Origin of the sequence: Microbispora rosea, assembly GCF_900156315.1 — a bacterium.
GTDB classification, from domain to species: domain Bacteria; phylum Actinomycetota; class Actinomycetes; order Streptosporangiales; family Streptosporangiaceae; genus Microbispora; species Microbispora rosea.
Genome location: NZ_FTNI01000011.1, coordinates 47,128 through 60,984, shown reverse-complemented (window position 1 = coordinate 60,984; position 13,857 = coordinate 47,128). Strand labels below are relative to the sequence as shown.

The following is a 13,857-nucleotide window of genomic DNA, read 5'->3' as shown; positions in this document are numbered from 1 at the left end:
CGGCCCACCGCTCCGCTCACTCGCCGGCTCACCGTTCGGGGGCACGCGCGCGTTGGACGTCGAGGGCGAAGAACCTCCTGACGGTGTGTCCCAGGTCCGGCATGCCGGTGAAGCCCCGCCGGGCCAGCTCCACCTCGGCCGAGGTTCCCTTGCGGTGCCAGTGGCGCAGGAAGATCTTCGCGCAGATCTCCGGCGGTGGGACGGCGAGCCTGCCCCGGGTCCGCTCCGCGGCCTCGTCGGCGCGCTCGACGATCTCGGACCACTCGTGCCAGTGCCCCGACTCCCTGACCCGTTCAAGGACGACCGGCCTCCAGTCTTCGGACTGCCAGACCGGCCAGACCCGCACCATGACCAGCCGGAGCTGCTCGGCGACGGGGAGGGCGGCGAGCTCCGTTTCCGTGAGCCACGACGCGAGGACGGGCGGCAGGGCCGCGGGCTCGGCGACCCCGAGCCGGGCGCGGGCGTACGCCTCCAGGTCGAGGCCCTGAGCTGTGGCGAAGTCCGACAGCAGACCGGTCAGCGCCTCCTCGTGCAGGCGGGGGTAGTCGTCGCCGAACAGCCGCCCCGCGTTCACGACGTCCAGGTCGGTCATCCACCTGCCGGGCGCGTACTCGCGCCTCGACCGCCATCGCAGCGCCTCGTAGTGGGTGATCCCCGTCAGCGCCGTGCCGGCCGCCCAGGCCGTTGACCCCTCGCCCGGCCCCTCTCCGAACATTTCGCCGGGCCTCCCGGCGAGGCGCTCGCCGACCGCACGCAGCGCCGCCATCGCGTCCCGCCGCTTGACGTCCCACTCTCCCGTGCCGATCAGCCGTTCCAGCGTCGCGAGATGGTCGCGGTCGCCGGAGTCCACCGCCGCCTCCAGCTCTCGCCAGGTCCGCCGCATGAAGGGCAGCGCCTTCGCGGCCCGCACGATCCGCTCCCCGGCCGCCGCCGGGACCAGCCCCGTGCGCGCCCCCTCGCGGCAGCCGTACCGGATGTTGACCAGCGCCACCGTCCCGGCCGGGTATCCCCGGTCGGCCGGTCCGTGCACCACGGCGACCTCGTCGTCCCCGTCGACCTCCCCGGTCGCGTACATGTCGAACACGGTGCCGGCGCCGCTCATGCCGTACGGGCTCAGCTCCGCCGCGCGCAAGGCGCCCATGCTGGCCGCCCCGATGACGTGCACGCCCTCGTCGAGCAGCCAGAGGATCTCCTTGTGGCCCACCGACAGCCGTTCGCGGTAGTAGCCGTCGATGATGACGGCGGTGTCGTCGGGGCTCCAGGCCTCGGCGAGGAGGTCGCCGCGGGCCACGGGCGGCCGCACCCGCGCGTGCGGCACGACGCCCAGGACCTCGTCGCGGGAGATCGTCGGGCCGGCGTAGACGACCACGTCCGGCGCGCTCATCAGGACACCCCGCTCATCGGAAGACCCCGCCTCATCACGACACCCCGCTCATCAGAAGACCCCGGCTCATCAGAAGACCTCGCTCATCAGAAGACCTCCGCGCAGACGCGGCTCCCCGGCGCCAGCACCCTGACGACCGGGACGCCGACGTCCTCCCTCGTCAGGTCCACGACGAGGGGCGCGTGGGAGAAGGCGACCGTGGCCCGTTTCACCACGTCCTCCAGGTCGTCGACCAGGCTCTCGTGCGCGTGGACGGGCGATATCGGCGCTCCTGCCTCCTCGGCCGGCTCCGGCCGGCGCTTGGCGCCCAGGTCGTCCTGGATGTCGGGCCGCAGGTCGTCACGCGCGCCCGAGACGTAGCCCAGCCTGGCCTGCGCGGCCTCGGTGAGGGCGCGGCTGAGCGCGATCTCCGAGCTCAGGTGGCAGCCGAAGCCCAGGAACGGCGGAGGGTAGTCGTCACAGGTGATCCGGGCGACGAAGCACGGCAGCCCGGTCGGCGAGGTCAGGGACCTCGCTTCCAGGCGGACGCCTGCCCGTTCCATCGTCACGCACAGGTCGTCGACCACCGGCGACCCGAGCGAGCGCGGGTCGATCCGGACGCCCCGGTCGCCGCCGGTGACGAAGGCCGTCACCGCGTCCCGCTCGATCACCTCGTACAAGGCGTGCAGTACGGCCTCCGCCTGGGTGTTCCCGCTGGCCAGGCCGTTGGTCGACGAGAAGAACACCGGCGCGTTCCAGCCCGTCCTGCGGACGAGGGTGAACTCCACCACGTCCCTCGGCACGAGGATCCGCGACCCGTCGACCAGCGACCTGGCGGCGACCCACTCCACCGGCAGGCCGTCGTGCAGCAGGGTCGGCGTGCACAGCGGGAGGGCGCGGACGTCGTAGCCCAGCTCTCGGGCCACGTCGCGGGGGGAGGCCGTCGCGACCGGACGCATCGGCTGCTCCGCGTGCCACAACTCGATGGCCTCCATCATCGCGGACAGCTTCGCCAGGTCGGGTGTGACGCCCTTTCCCTGGGAGACGGCGAGGGTCCGGGCCGTGGGCCTTATCGCCTGGAAGGTAGGGATGCCGAGGGTGTCGAGCATCGTGATGTCCGCGACCCTGGTGACCCCCGCCCTGCGCGCGGCACGGCCGGCCATCTCCAGCGACGCGGCCGGGTCCCGGGCCCGGTCCGTCCCCGGCAACCGGACCTTCGACTCGTCGGAAAGGGAGAGGATCCACGAGTGGGAGGAGGTGTCTGTCCGCATCGTCCCCTTGCCCTGGTCGAGGTGAGGTGCCGAGGTGAGGTGCCGGGTCGGGCCGGCCGGGCCGGCGAGTGCGGGTGCTGGTGCGGGTGCTGGTGCTGGTGCGATCAGATGTTGCCGGCGCGGTTGAGCAGGGCCCGGCCGCCCACGGCGTAGCCGACGACCGCCATGACGGCCAGCACGAGCAGGTCGGCCCATGCCTCGCCGAAACCGAAGACGGCGCCGTCCCGCATGCCGTTGATCGCGTACGTCAGCGGGTTGACCACGGAGACCCACTGCAGCACGGTGGGCATGCTCTCGGTGGTGTACATCGAGGGGGCGCTGAAGACGAGAACGGGCATCGACACGTTCGACAGCACCATGAACGCCTGGTAGTCCGTGATCGTGATCGCGGCCGCCAGGTAGAGCCCGTTGAGCGCCAGGGCCGACAGCGTGAGCGCCGTCAGCAGCGCGAGCCAGTTCTCCGGGCCGAACGGAAGATCGAACATGATCGCGGCGACGACGAGGCCGAGCAGGGTCTGCCCCAGCACGAGCGACACTCCGGCGATCATCTTGCCGAGCAGGAAACGCGACCTGCGCATGGGGTACGACCACAACTGGGTGGCCACCCCGCTCATCTCCTCCTGGAACACCGCCATGGCGGACGTGCCGGCCGCGCTGACGACCGACATCGCCAGCGTCATGGGGAGCAGGAAGACCGCGAACCCCACGCTGACGCCCTTGTAGTCGACGACCCTGACGAGGTTGCTCAGCGAGGTGTTCACCAGCAGCAGGTACACCAGCATCGGCGTCAGGCCGAGGATGAGGTAGACCCGGTTGCGGGCGAGCAGCGCGTACTCCCGGTAGAGCACCGCGGACAGGTCCGCCGCCCTCGCGGTCCTGGCGGGGGGCGCGGTGTGGAAGTGCAGCCCGGCGGCCATCGTCACCCCTCGTTCCCGGTCATCCGGAGGAAGACCTCCTCAAGCGAGTCCACGGCGGTCGACACCCCGGTGATCGCGATCGCGTGGTCCTGGCAGTATCGGGACAGTTCCGGCAGCACGTCGCGCGCGTTCGCGTCGTCGATGCGCACCTCGTCGTCCTCGGCCTTGGCCCGCAACCCGGCGGACTCCGCCCACGCGGCCACGAGGACCCCAGAGGCGGGATCCTCGACGGTCACCAGCAGGTGCGTGGTGCCGAACTCCTCCACGAGCTCGCGCGGCTTGGCGAAGCGCAGCACCTTCCCGCGGTCGACGACCAGGACGCGCTGGCTGTTGCGCTCCAGCTCGTCGATGTGGTGGCTGGTCCACAGCACGGTCACGCCGTGCTCCTCGCGCAGCCAGGTCACGAAGCGCTCGACCTGCCGCCGCCCCGCGACGTCCAGGCCGGCGGAAGGCTCGTCGAGGATGAGCAGCTGCGGAATGGTGAGCAGCGCACGCACCAGTTGCAGCCGCTGCCGCTGACCGCCCGACATCTGGAAGACCAGGCGCTGCATCGCACCGGCGAGGCCGAGGAAGTCCGACACCTCCAACGCCCACGGCCGCACGTCGCGCCACCGCAGCCCGCGGAACCGGGCGGCGATCCGCAGGTTGTCGAGCGCCGGCAGCATCATGTCGAAAGGACCGGTCTGGTGCATCGCCCCGATGCCGCTCTTCGCGAGGACGGGCTGGCGCACCGGATCGGCGTCGAAGACCCGGATCTCACCGGAGGTCGGGGTGGTGACCCCGCAGATCATCTTGATCAGTGTCGTCTTGCCGGCGCCGTTGGGGCCCAGGAGTCCGACGGTCTCCCCCTCGGCGATCCCGAAGGAGACGTCGTCCACGGCCGGTCTCTCGCTGCCCCGATAGCGTTTGGTGACCCCCACGGCCGTCACGACATCTCTCAACTCAGCCTGCCCTTCACTTCGCCCTCCCGCTGTCGGAGTGCTCCTGAGCGATGTGAGCGGCTCTCCGCTCGTCCCCGGCCTGACCGGAACGCGTCGCAGGTCGAGTATGAGCCGGGGACGAGCAGGTAACACAACCCCACAAACGTGGGCTACCGGCGCGGCCGGAAGGGCCATAACCGCGGCCATGGTCGGGCCATACCGATCGTTAAGCGCCCCTTTCTAGGGTCGCCGCAAAGGGAGCCCCACCAGGCTTCCCAGTCGAACGGCGATCCGACCCGGGACTGCACATGGACCTTGCTTCCGACGGCCTGATTAATGATCGCGACAGGTGGCTGATCGTCATGCTGGCGAGGGGCTACACGACGACGAGGATCGCCCGCGAGATGCACCTCAGCCGCTACACGGTGGCGGAGCGCATCAGCAAGCTGCTCGTCCAGTTCGCCTGCAGCAACCGCAGTCAGCTCGTGGCCTACTTCTACGCGCACCGGCTCCTGAACGTCGGCATCTGGCCACCCAGCGTCTCCGGCGTCGTCGGGTAGGCCGGGCCGCCCGTCCGCGTACGGACAGGAGAGGCCGGGCGCGTGCATCCCTGCCGCGCCGCCCGTCCGCGTACGGACAGGAGGAGCCGGGCACGCGCATCCGGGCCCGGCCCCGGCGACTCCCTGCCGGGCCGCCCGGTCACCGTGCCGGGCCGGGCCGCGTCAGGAGCCGGACGCCGTCGCCTTGGGTGAGGCGCCGGCGGACGGCGACACGGCTGCCGGCGGCTTGGCCGATTTCGCCTCCGGCCCCGTGGCCTTTTCAGCGGCCGATCCCTTGGCCGGTCCCTTGCCCGATCCCGTGGCTGTTCCCGCTGCTGTTTCCGTGGCAGAGGATGTCGGATGCGGCGAGGCGTTCGCGACAGGCGTCGCCGTGTCCGGCGCTCCGGCGGAGATGAAGACCAGCACTCCCGTCGCGACCGCCACCACCGCCACGACCGCGGCGGCGGCATACGTGATCCTGCGCTTCAGCCGCCTGCGCTCCTCGCGCCGCCGGGCCTCCTCGCGCCGCATGGCGGCGCGCACGCGCTTCACCTTTCGCTGTGACATGGGCACTCCCGAGACCGCTCCCCGAGACGTCGTCGGGCGTCACCATAACCGCGAGCGCGTAATGGGGATCTAAAACCCGCTCGCGCCGCTCGGCCGTTTCGCGGCACCCGCCGTCCGGCGGGTAGTCTCCGCCGCGTGGCGCTGGATCGTCGCCGCCGTGTTTCCAACGATGGTGAGCACGGACCAGTTGGTCGCAGGCAACCTCCTACGATACGGGAGCCTCCATTGAGCAACACCCTCCCCTCGGCCGCCACCCCACCGCCCTTCGACCCGGAGCTGGCCGCGGCCCTCGCCGTGCTGGGCGAGACCCTGCCGTCGTCGCTGACCCCGGACATGATCCCGCTCCTGCGGGCGGGAATGGCGAACGGCCCCAGCCTGCCCGACGAGGCGCTCAGCCGTGGCGGCGCCTTCGAGGTGGAGGAGCGGGCGGTGCCCGGCCCGGCCGGCGCGCCCGACGTCTCGCTGCTCATCTGCCGTCCGGCCGCCGCCACCGCCCCGCTCGCCGCCGTCTACCACACGCACGGCGGCGGGATGATCATCGGCGACAACCGCGTGGGCGTCGACGTCGTGCTCGACTGGGCTCAGGAGCTCCAGTTCGTCGTCGTGTCGGTGGAGTACCGGCTGGCGCCGGAGCACCCCCACCCGGCGCCGGTCGAGGACTGCTACGCGGGTCTGGTGTGGACCGCCGCCCACGCCGGTGAGCTGGGCATCGATCCGGAGCGGATCATCATCGCCGGAGCGAGCGCCGGAGGCGGGCTGGCCGCGGCGCTGGCGCTCATGGCCCGCGACCGCGGCGGCCCCGCGCTGGCGGGCCAGATGCTCATGTGCCCCATGCTCGACGACCGCAACGACACCCCGTCGTCCCACCAGATGGCCGGGCTCGGCGTCTGGGACCGCACCGCGAACGAGACGGGCTGGACCGCTCTGCTCGGCGCCGCCCGCGGCGGCCCCGGCGTCTCCCCCTACGCGGCCCCGGCCCGCGCCACCGACCTGTCCGGGCTGCCGCCCGCCTTCATCGACGTCGGCTCGGCCGAGACCTTCCGCGACGAGGACGTCGCGTACGCCGGCGCCATCTGGCGGTCGGGGGGCAGCGCCGAACTGCACGTGTGGCCGGGCGGGTTCCACGGCTTCGACCTCATGGCCCCGCAGGCGGCCGTCTCGCAGGACGCCCGAGCCGCCCGCCTGCGCTGGCTGCGCCGCGTTCTCGGCAGCTGACCCGGCCGGGAGCACGGGATGCGCGACCTCGTCGGACGGCTGTCGGCGCTCGACCCGGACGCCGGTGCGGCGGTGCAGGTCATCGCCTACTTCGACCGCCTGGTGGAGACACGGGCGGGGCTGGAGGCGATCGTCCGCGGCGCCGCCGTCCTGGCGGGCTGCCCGGCCTGCCTGACCGACTCCGAGCGCGGCGTCCACGTGCGCGTCCTCCCCGACGGCGGCCGTACGGACGCCGGTCCGCCGCCGGATCCGGTCTGGCCCCGCATCACCGTGCCCGGCGGGGCGGCCGCCCTCTGGCTGGAGCGCCCATCGCCGCCGGGGCCGGTCGGGGCGATGGTGCTGGAGCGGGCCGCGGCGGCGGCGCGGGGTGTGCTGGACCGGACCCGGGGCCGCGCCCCGGCCCGCCGCGACGGGGACGACCCCGCCCTTGTCGAGGTGCTGCTGGACGCCGCCGCTCCCTCGGCCGTGCGATCGCTCGCCGCTCGCGCGCTGGGCCTGCCCGGTGACATCCCCGTACGGGCCGTCGCCCTGGAGGGCGGCGTGCCCCGCGTCGGGCCCGCCCATCACCCACCTCCCGAAGGGGTCCGGGCCGGCATCGGCCCGGCGGTGACCGTGCCCGACCTGCCGCGCTCGTGGGCGCTCGCCCGGACGGCGCTGCGGCTGGCCGCCGAGGGGACCCCGCAGGATCCGGGGCCGCGGGTGGTGCACTCCGACGAACTGGGCGGGCTGGCGGTTCTCGCGGCGGCCGTCCCGCCCGGCACCGCGCCCCACCCCGACGTCCGCGCGCTCGAACGCGCCGGGTCCGAGGCGCCCTGGATGCTCGCGACCCTGTACGCGGCCGCCTACGCACCGAGCCTGCGCGCCGCCGCGGCACAGTTGACCGTGCATCACTCGACGCTGCAGGACCGGCTCGCGCACGCCGAGCCGCTCCTCGGGTGGACGGTGCGCGACCCCCGGGGGCGGCTGCGCCTTCAGCTCGCCTTCGCGCTGCGCCGCCTCCACCGCGACGCCGGCTCCCCATGAGAGAGCCGATCTTCCGGGCATCGGTCTCCCGCTGACGCCTGGTGCCCTCCGTCGCCTTTGGGCACCTGCACGACGACGGGCGGTTGCGCGACGGCCGGGACGCGTGGCCGTCGTCAGCCGCCGAGGGCGGCGGACTCCTCTTCCTCGATGCTGCGGTTCCACTCCGGCTTGGAGGACCGCCAGCCGTCCTCGTCACGGCCCCGCCGCCAGTAGCCGGAGATCGACAACCACTCCAGCGGCAGCCCGCGCTCCACCCGCAGATACCGGCGCAGTTCCTTGACGAAGTTCGCCTCGCCGTGGACGAAGGCGTGCACGACGCCCTCGGGGAACTCCAGCTCCCGCACCGCCCGCACCAGCGCCTCGCCCACCTGCGCGCCGCGGCGGTGCAGCCACACGATCTCCGCGTCGCCCTCCGTCTGCAGCTTCTGCTCCTCCTCCGGGCCCTCCACCTCGACGAACACCCGGGCGGACGCCCCTGCGGGGAGCCGCTTCAGCGCGGCGCCGATCGCCGGGAGCGCGCTCTCGTCCCCGGCCAGCAGGTGCCAGTCCGCCTCCGCCCTCGGCGCGTACGCCCCGCCGGGGCCCAGGAAGTGGATCACGTCGCCCGGCCGTGCCCGCAGCGCCCAGGGGCCGGCCAGTCCCTCGTCCCCGTGGTAGACGAAGTCGACCGTCAGCTCCCGCGCCTCCGGGTCCCAGGCCCGGACCGTGTACGTCCGGGTCTTCGGCCATTGGTCGCGCGGCAGCTCGGCACGGATCACCGCCATGTCGAACGGCTCCGGATAGGCCACTCCCGGCAGCGGGAACAGCAGCTTCACGTAGTGGTCGGTGAACTCACCCGCCTCGAAACCGGCGAGCCCCTCACCGCCGAGCACCACCCGGATCATGTGCGGGGTCAGCCGCTCGGTGCGCTCCACCACGCCGGTGGTCGCGCGGGGTGCGCGCCGCGCCGGTTCGGTCGTCGCCATAGGTGGTTCCCTTCATCAGACTTCTTAGGTAACCCTAACCTCGTCCCGGGGACATCGTCACCGTGCCGGGCCCCGATCAACGGCGGCAGCGGCCCGATCGCGGACCGGATCACGGCTCGCATCACGGCTCGGATCACGCTCGGGATCGCGGCTGCGGACCGGGACGGCGCCGGCGCCGATGCACACGAAGCCGGCCGCCGCCGCGGCCGTCCGCGGGTCGTCGCCCCGTACGGCCCGCTGGGCCTCGGCGAGGGCGGCGGCGGGCGGGCGCCCGGCGGCCAGCCGTTCGTGGAAGGCCACCATGACGGGGGTCGTGGCCGCGTCGGGGATCGGCAGCACCGAGGCGACGAGCTGGGACGTGCCGCGGGCGAGGAACGCCACGGCGAGGCCCATCAGCTCGTCACCGGTGCGCACCACGGAACGGCCGCTGTCGCAGGCCGCGAGCACCAGCGTGTGCGGCACCCGCGGCAGCCGTTCCACGTCGTAGGCCATCAGCGGCCCGTCGGCGAGGGCGATGCCGGAGAACAACGGATTCTCCGCCGACAGGTGGCCGTGTGCGGCGAGATGCGCGAGCCCGGCCTGCGACAGGGCGGCGGAGACCGCCTCCACCGACGCCGCGGCTCCGGCGAGCACGGCGCCGTCGTGGATCGCGCCGACCGCCGCCGCCTCGGGCCCCGCGGCCGGCAGCCGCGGGCCCGCCACCGCGACCACCCGTCCCCCGGCCGCGACACCATCGCGCCCCAGGCCCACGCCACCATCGCGCCCCGGGCCCGCGCCGCCACTGCGGTCACCGTCCGTTCCCTCCGCCGGCGCGGGGCGGGTCCGGGCGAGGTGCCACAGCGTCGCGGACGGCGCGACGGTCACAGGCCGTCCCGCGCAGGACGGCAGGAGGGACCACGGCATGCTGTGCAGCGGTCCGGTGGGCACCACGACGAGCGGCCGGTCACCGATCTCCGCCAGCGGCCCGAGCAACAGGGCGTCGAGCCGGGCGGCCGCGGCGTCCCGCAGCGCGGCGGACGCGGCCAGCGCTTCGGGCCGGGCGTCCGGGCGCGCGTCGCGCCGCACGGCGAACGTCAGCCGCTCGATCAGGTCGGCCGCCTCGGCCGTCGCCCCGAGACGCCGGACGGCCACGCGGCCGTCCACCACGGTGAGCGCGTGCAGGTCCGCGCCCCGGCGGACGTACTCGACCAGCGCCCACGGACCGAGCGAGGCGGCGAGGTCCCGGGGCGTGACCGGCGCGGCCGGCGCGTCGCCGGGAGTGCCGGCGATCCGGCGGCTGTGGTCGCGGATGCGCCGTTCCAGGTCCGCCTGCCGGGCCCGCAACGGGGCGGGCGCCGCCGCCTGACCCGCCAGGTCCCTCGTGACGGAGCGCAGCCGGGCCAGCAGCGCGGTCAGCACCGCGTCGTCGGGCGGACGGACCGGCGCGGCCAGCAGACGGCTGGCCCTGGCGCGCTCCGACCACTCGAGGAGGCCGTCGGGGCGGCCGGCCTCGAAGGCCACCTCCAGCCCCAGCGCCACCAGGTCGGCCCGGTGCGCCGCCGCATGGACCCGCAGGTCGGTGGCCCCCATCGCCGAGGCGTGCTCGTCCAGGACCCGCAGACCCGTCCGTACGGCGGCGAGCACGCCGCGCGCGTCCCCCTCGGCCCGCCGTTGCAGCGCCCGCGCGTACCAGCCGCGGGCCCGGACGAGCGCCGGTCCCCGGGACCGGGACGCCGCCGCGGCCCGGTTCAGGTAGCCGGCGGCCACGTCCGCCGTCCGGGAGCGCCGCCCGGCGGCCGGCTCCACTCCCGCCCGCGCGTCACCGGCGTCTCCGGTGAGGTCAGGCTCTGCTTCATCCCGGCGGACGCGGCGCTCGGCGGTCACCTGAGCGGCCACGATCGCGGCGTCCAGCGCCGCCGCGGGCCATCCCGCCGCGTCCAGGGTCGCGACCATGACGTCGATGACCTCACCCGGGAGGCGCGGCCGGTGGCCGGCGGCGCGCTGGGCGGACAGAACGGACAGCCGGGCCAGTTCCGTCCATTCCCGCCGCCCCTGGGCGCGGAAGCGGCGCAGCGCCGCACGCGCGTGGCCCAGCGCGGCGACCGGATCGCCGGACAGGATTTCGGCCTGCGCGAGCAGCACCTGCACCTCGGGCACCTTGAGTGAGCGGCGTTCGCGGCGGTAGGCGTCCACCGCGCGGGCGGCGGCCGCCTTCGCCTCGGCCGTGAGCCCCACCGACAGCAGCAGCTCGGCCCGGTCCTGGTGGAGCGTGCCGAGCTGGGCGCCGTGCGCGCCGATGATGCGCTCGGCCCGGTCGAGGTGGCGCAGCGCGGCCGGTACGTCGCCCCGCAGTGTCTCCATGAGACCCAGGTTGTTGGCGATCAGGCCGATCGTCAGCGGGCGGCCGAGCTCGCGCGCCAGCGTCTCCGCCTCCAGCAGGTCGCGTTCGGCCGCGGCGAAGGCGTGCCGGTCGGAGTGGACGAGGGCCCGGTTGATCAGCATCCGCTGCACGCCGAGCAGGTCGGCGTGCCGGCGCAGCACCTGCAGCGCCACCTCGAACTCGGCGAGCGACTCGTCGAGGCGGCCGATCACGTGCAGCACGATGGCCCGCTGCGCGCGGGCGCGGGCGGCGGCCATGCCGGTCAGATCCGGCAGGGCGGCGTCGATCTCGCGCAGCGCGGCCTGCGGCCTGCCCCGTTGGAGGATCGCGAAGGCGAGCTTGTATCGCGCCTCGGCGGCCAGGTCGGCGCGGCCGGCCCGCACACCCCAGGCGGCGGCGCGGCTGAGGTGCCTGACGGCGTTGTCGAGCTCGCCCACGTGCAGGAGCGCGTGCCCCCAGGCGCGTTCGGCCGTGGACGCCGCCACGGCGTGGCCCGCGCGGGCCGCGCGCCGGGCGGCCCTCTCGGCCGCCGGGAGGCCCGAGACGGGGTCGCGGTCGACTGCGGCCAGCGCCGCCTCGGCCTCGGCCAGCGGCGCATCCGCCGGCTCCGGCGACCCGTCCACGCGCGCGCCCGCCGTCCCTGCCGGCGTCCGGGCCCCTGCCGGCGTCTGGACCCCGGTCGGCGTCCCGGCCCTGACCACTGATCCGTCCGGCCGACCCTCGCCGTCGCCGTCGCCGGGAACGGCGGGGGCGCGACCTGGAGCGTTCCCACGAGCCCTTGCGCCCGGCGGCGTTTCCTGCGTTGGATGTATCACGGCCAGGCCCTCGTGGTTCCGTCTGAGGAAGTTCGCGTTCCGGAAAAGTCATGACCCCGGGAAGGACACTATCCAGATGCCAGTCGACGCGGGCACCACATCGCACCAACCGGACCAACTCATCGTCGACCTCCTGCACCTGGAGGTCGTCGAACGCATGCTGGACGACTTCGGCGTCGTGCACGCCGCCCTCACCCCCGACGACCGGGACGAACTACTCGGACTGGCCCGCCTGCGCGACCTCAAGGACGCCGACGACGATCCCGTCGAGGTCGGCGAGCTCCTCGCCCTGCTGCGGGAAAGAGCGGCCGCCGACCGCGGCGGCTGGATGCCGACGATCGGCAAGAACCGGGTCGTGGACGCGGTCATCGGGGACGGCCACAAACCCATGTCCCTGCCGGACGGCGCGGTCCTGGCGAGCGGCCACAAGCCCATGCACCTGGTGGGCGGCGGGTTCCCCGCCCTCGGGCACAAGCCCATGTCCGCGGGCGCGTTCGACGTGCTGGGGCACAAGCCGATGGACGGCGGGCAGCCGGAGCCCGCCGGCCCCGCCGACGTGCCGCCGTCGCTCGCCGGGCACGAGGACGCCGGACGCGGCGTTCGGGTCGGCGTCGTCGACACCCCGCTCGGGTCCACACGGCCGGGTACGGCCGAGCACCCGCTTCCTTACCGCTCGGGGCACTCCGCGTTCGTGCGCAGCCTCATCCAGCGGGAGGCGCCGGCCGCGGACCTGTCCGTCGAGGGGGTCCTCGACCCCGGCACGGGACGGGCCGACTCCTGGGACACGGCCCGGGCCATGCTGCGGCTGGCGGCCGCCTTCCAGCCGGACATCCTCAACCTCTCCCTCGGCTGCTTCACGCTGTCCGGGGGGCCGCCGCTGGTCATCGCCCGCGCGATCGAGCGGCTCGCCCCGCGGATGCTGGTAGTGGCCGCCGCGGGCAACCACGGAGCGCTCCCCCACCTCAGCTCCGGACGCAGCCGGCGCTCGGCCTGCTGGCCCGCCGCCGTCCCGCCCGTCGTCGCGGTCGGCGCGTACGGCACGGTGGACGGCCGCCCGGTCATGCCCGGCTGGAGCCCTGGCCTCCCGTGGGTGGCCTGCCTGGCGCCCGGGGAGGGGATCGTGGGCTCGTACCTGACGGGAGAGGTCGACATCGACGGCCGTCTCCAGACGTTCGAGGGCCATGCCCGGTGGAGCGGCACCTCCTTCTCGGCCGCGCTCGTCAGCGGCGCGGTCGCCGCCCGCACGGTCCCGGGCTCGGTGACGCCCCGGCAGGCGCTGGACAAGCTTCTCGCCGAGGCCGGCGAGGTCCGGCCGTATCCGCTTGAGGGCTGACGGGGCATGCGCGACGATCCGGTCGTCGTCGACCTCGTGCTCCGGGCGCGCGAGGGCGACGCCGCGGCGTGGAACGCAATCGTCGAGCGGTACGCGCCGCTTGTCTGGGGGGTGTGCGGCCGGTACGGCGTGTCCGGCAGCGACGCGGACGACGTCGCCGGCGGCGTCTGGCTGCGGCTGGTGGAGCGCCTCGGCACACTGCACGAGCCGGCCGCCCTTCCCGGCTGGCTCGTCCGCACCACCCAGCGCCAGTGCCTGCAGCTGCTGCGCGCCCGCAAACGGCAGGTTCCGGTGGACGTCCCCGAGCCTGGCCCACGCGGGGAGGAGCACGGGGTGGACGGCGAGATACTGGTGGCGGAGCGGCGGCACGCCCTGCGCACGGCCTTCGCCGAGCTGCCGGCCCGGTGCCGGGAGATGCTGAGCATGCTGTTCGCCGAGCCGCCGGCCTCCTACGCCGAGATCAGCGCCGCGCTCGGCGTCCCGGTGGGGGCGATCGGCCCCAACCGGGGGCGCTGCCTGGACAGGCTGCGCAGGAGCCGGGCGCTGGCCGCCCTCGAGCTGGCCTAGGTG

12 protein-coding genes are annotated in these 13,857 nt (G+C 74.4%); 5 read left to right on the top strand and 7 right to left on the bottom strand.

The window, feature by feature from the left end; genetic code table 11:
• Positions 1–28: 28 nt before the first annotated feature.
• The 4 genes from BXA11_RS17325 to BXA11_RS17310 form a co-directional block, all read right to left on the bottom strand.
• Positions 29–1,384, bottom strand: coding sequence for a TfuA-like protein (locus BXA11_RS17325; RefSeq protein WP_076435705.1), 1,356 nt, complete (start codon positions 1,382–1,384; stop codon positions 29–31).
• An 86-nt stretch (positions 1,385–1,470) separates the two neighbouring features.
• A complete protein-coding gene (locus tag BXA11_RS17320; protein ID WP_076435703.1) occupies positions 1,471–2,634 on the bottom strand; it encodes a YcaO-like family protein in 1,164 nt (387 codons plus the stop codon).
• Positions 2,635–2,738: 104 nt separating this feature from the next.
• Positions 2,739–3,551 carry an ABC transporter permease gene (locus BXA11_RS17315; protein WP_076435701.1) on the bottom strand — a complete coding sequence of 271 codons (813 nt, stop codon included), beginning with the start codon at positions 3,549–3,551 and terminating at the stop codon, positions 2,739–2,741.
• Positions 3,552–3,553: 2 nt separating this feature from the next.
• On the bottom strand, positions 3,554–4,480 hold the full coding sequence (locus tag BXA11_RS17310) for an ABC transporter ATP-binding protein (protein ID WP_051761407.1): 927 nt from the start codon (positions 4,478–4,480) through the stop codon (positions 3,554–3,556).
• Between the two features lie 299 nt (positions 4,481–4,779).
• Here BXA11_RS17310 and BXA11_RS17305 point away from each other — a divergent pair, with 299 nt between their 5' ends.
• Positions 4,780–5,031 (top strand): LuxR C-terminal-related transcriptional regulator, encoded by a 252-nt coding sequence (locus tag BXA11_RS17305; RefSeq protein WP_076435699.1) that lies wholly within the window; start codon positions 4,780–4,782, stop codon positions 5,029–5,031.
• 162 nt (positions 5,032–5,193) lie between these two features.
• Here the strand turns inward: BXA11_RS17305 and BXA11_RS42185 are convergent, their stop codons facing one another.
• Positions 5,194–5,577, bottom strand: a complete 384-nt coding sequence (locus BXA11_RS42185) for a hypothetical protein (protein WP_143734359.1) — start codon at positions 5,575–5,577, stop codon at positions 5,194–5,196.
• A gap of 225 nt (positions 5,578–5,802) precedes the next feature.
• Between BXA11_RS42185 and BXA11_RS17295 the strand changes: the two genes are divergently transcribed.
• Together BXA11_RS17295 and BXA11_RS17290 are read left to right on the top strand one after the other, a co-directional pair.
• Positions 5,803–6,792 carry an alpha/beta hydrolase gene (locus tag BXA11_RS17295; RefSeq protein ID WP_076435695.1) on the top strand — a complete coding sequence of 330 codons (990 nt, stop codon included), beginning with the start codon at positions 5,803–5,805 and terminating at the stop codon, positions 6,790–6,792.
• An 18-nt stretch (positions 6,793–6,810) separates the two neighbouring features.
• Positions 6,811–7,815, top strand: coding sequence for a helix-turn-helix domain-containing protein (locus BXA11_RS17290; RefSeq protein WP_076435693.1), 1,005 nt, complete (start codon positions 6,811–6,813; stop codon positions 7,813–7,815).
• A 113-nt stretch (positions 7,816–7,928) separates the two neighbouring features.
• On the opposite strand, the gene BXA11_RS17285 is transcribed toward BXA11_RS17290, so the two are convergent.
• Together BXA11_RS17285 and BXA11_RS17280 are read right to left on the bottom strand one after the other, a co-directional pair.
• Complete coding sequence (locus BXA11_RS17285) at positions 7,929–8,780, bottom strand: siderophore-interacting protein (RefSeq protein ID WP_076435691.1); 852 nt, start codon at positions 8,778–8,780, stop codon at positions 7,929–7,931.
• A gap of 57 nt (positions 8,781–8,837) precedes the next feature.
• Positions 8,838–11,762 carry a CHAT domain-containing protein gene (locus BXA11_RS17280; protein ID WP_076435689.1) on the bottom strand — a complete coding sequence of 975 codons (2,925 nt, stop codon included), beginning with the start codon at positions 11,760–11,762 and terminating at the stop codon, positions 8,838–8,840.
• A 268-nt stretch (positions 11,763–12,030) separates the two neighbouring features.
• Here BXA11_RS17280 and BXA11_RS17275 point away from each other — a divergent pair, with 268 nt between their 5' ends.
• Entirely contained in the window at positions 12,031–13,287 is a 1,257-nt protein-coding gene (locus tag BXA11_RS17275) for a S8/S53 family peptidase (RefSeq protein WP_076435687.1), read from the top strand.
• Positions 13,288–13,293: 6 nt separating this feature from the next.
• The gene (locus BXA11_RS17270; RefSeq protein ID WP_076435685.1) at positions 13,294–13,854 is read left to right on the top strand and encodes an RNA polymerase sigma factor; all 561 of its coding nucleotides are present in this window, start codon (positions 13,294–13,296) and stop codon (positions 13,852–13,854) included.
• Positions 13,855–13,857 lie beyond the last annotated feature (3 nt).

What these genes read in the sequence shown, in the direction of transcription:
- BXA11_RS17320 (WP_076435703.1), bottom strand. Translation starts at nt 2,634, where the DNA reads ATGCGGACAGACACCTCCTCCCACTCGTGGATCCTCTCCCTTTCCGAC.
- BXA11_RS17315 (WP_076435701.1), bottom strand. Translation starts at nt 3,551, where the DNA reads ATGGCCGCCGGGCTGCACTTCCACACCGCGCCCCCCGCCAGGACCGCG.
- BXA11_RS17285 (WP_076435691.1), bottom strand. Translation starts at nt 8,780, where the DNA reads ATGGCGACGACCGAACCGGCGCGGCGCGCACCCCGCGCGACCACCGGC.
- BXA11_RS42185 (WP_143734359.1), bottom strand. Translation starts at nt 5,577, where the DNA reads ATGTCACAGCGAAAGGTGAAGCGCGTGCGCGCCGCCATGCGGCGCGAG.
- BXA11_RS17275 (WP_076435687.1), top strand. Translation starts at nt 12,031, where the DNA reads ATGCCAGTCGACGCGGGCACCACATCGCACCAACCGGACCAACTCATC.
- BXA11_RS17325 (WP_076435705.1), bottom strand. Translation starts at nt 1,384, where the DNA reads ATGAGCGCGCCGGACGTGGTCGTCTACGCCGGCCCGACGATCTCCCGC.
- BXA11_RS17290 (WP_076435693.1), top strand. Translation starts at nt 6,811, where the DNA reads ATGCGCGACCTCGTCGGACGGCTGTCGGCGCTCGACCCGGACGCCGGT.
- BXA11_RS17305 (WP_076435699.1), top strand. Translation starts at nt 4,780, where the DNA reads ATGGACCTTGCTTCCGACGGCCTGATTAATGATCGCGACAGGTGGCTG.
- BXA11_RS17270 (WP_076435685.1), top strand. Translation starts at nt 13,294, where the DNA reads ATGCGCGACGATCCGGTCGTCGTCGACCTCGTGCTCCGGGCGCGCGAG.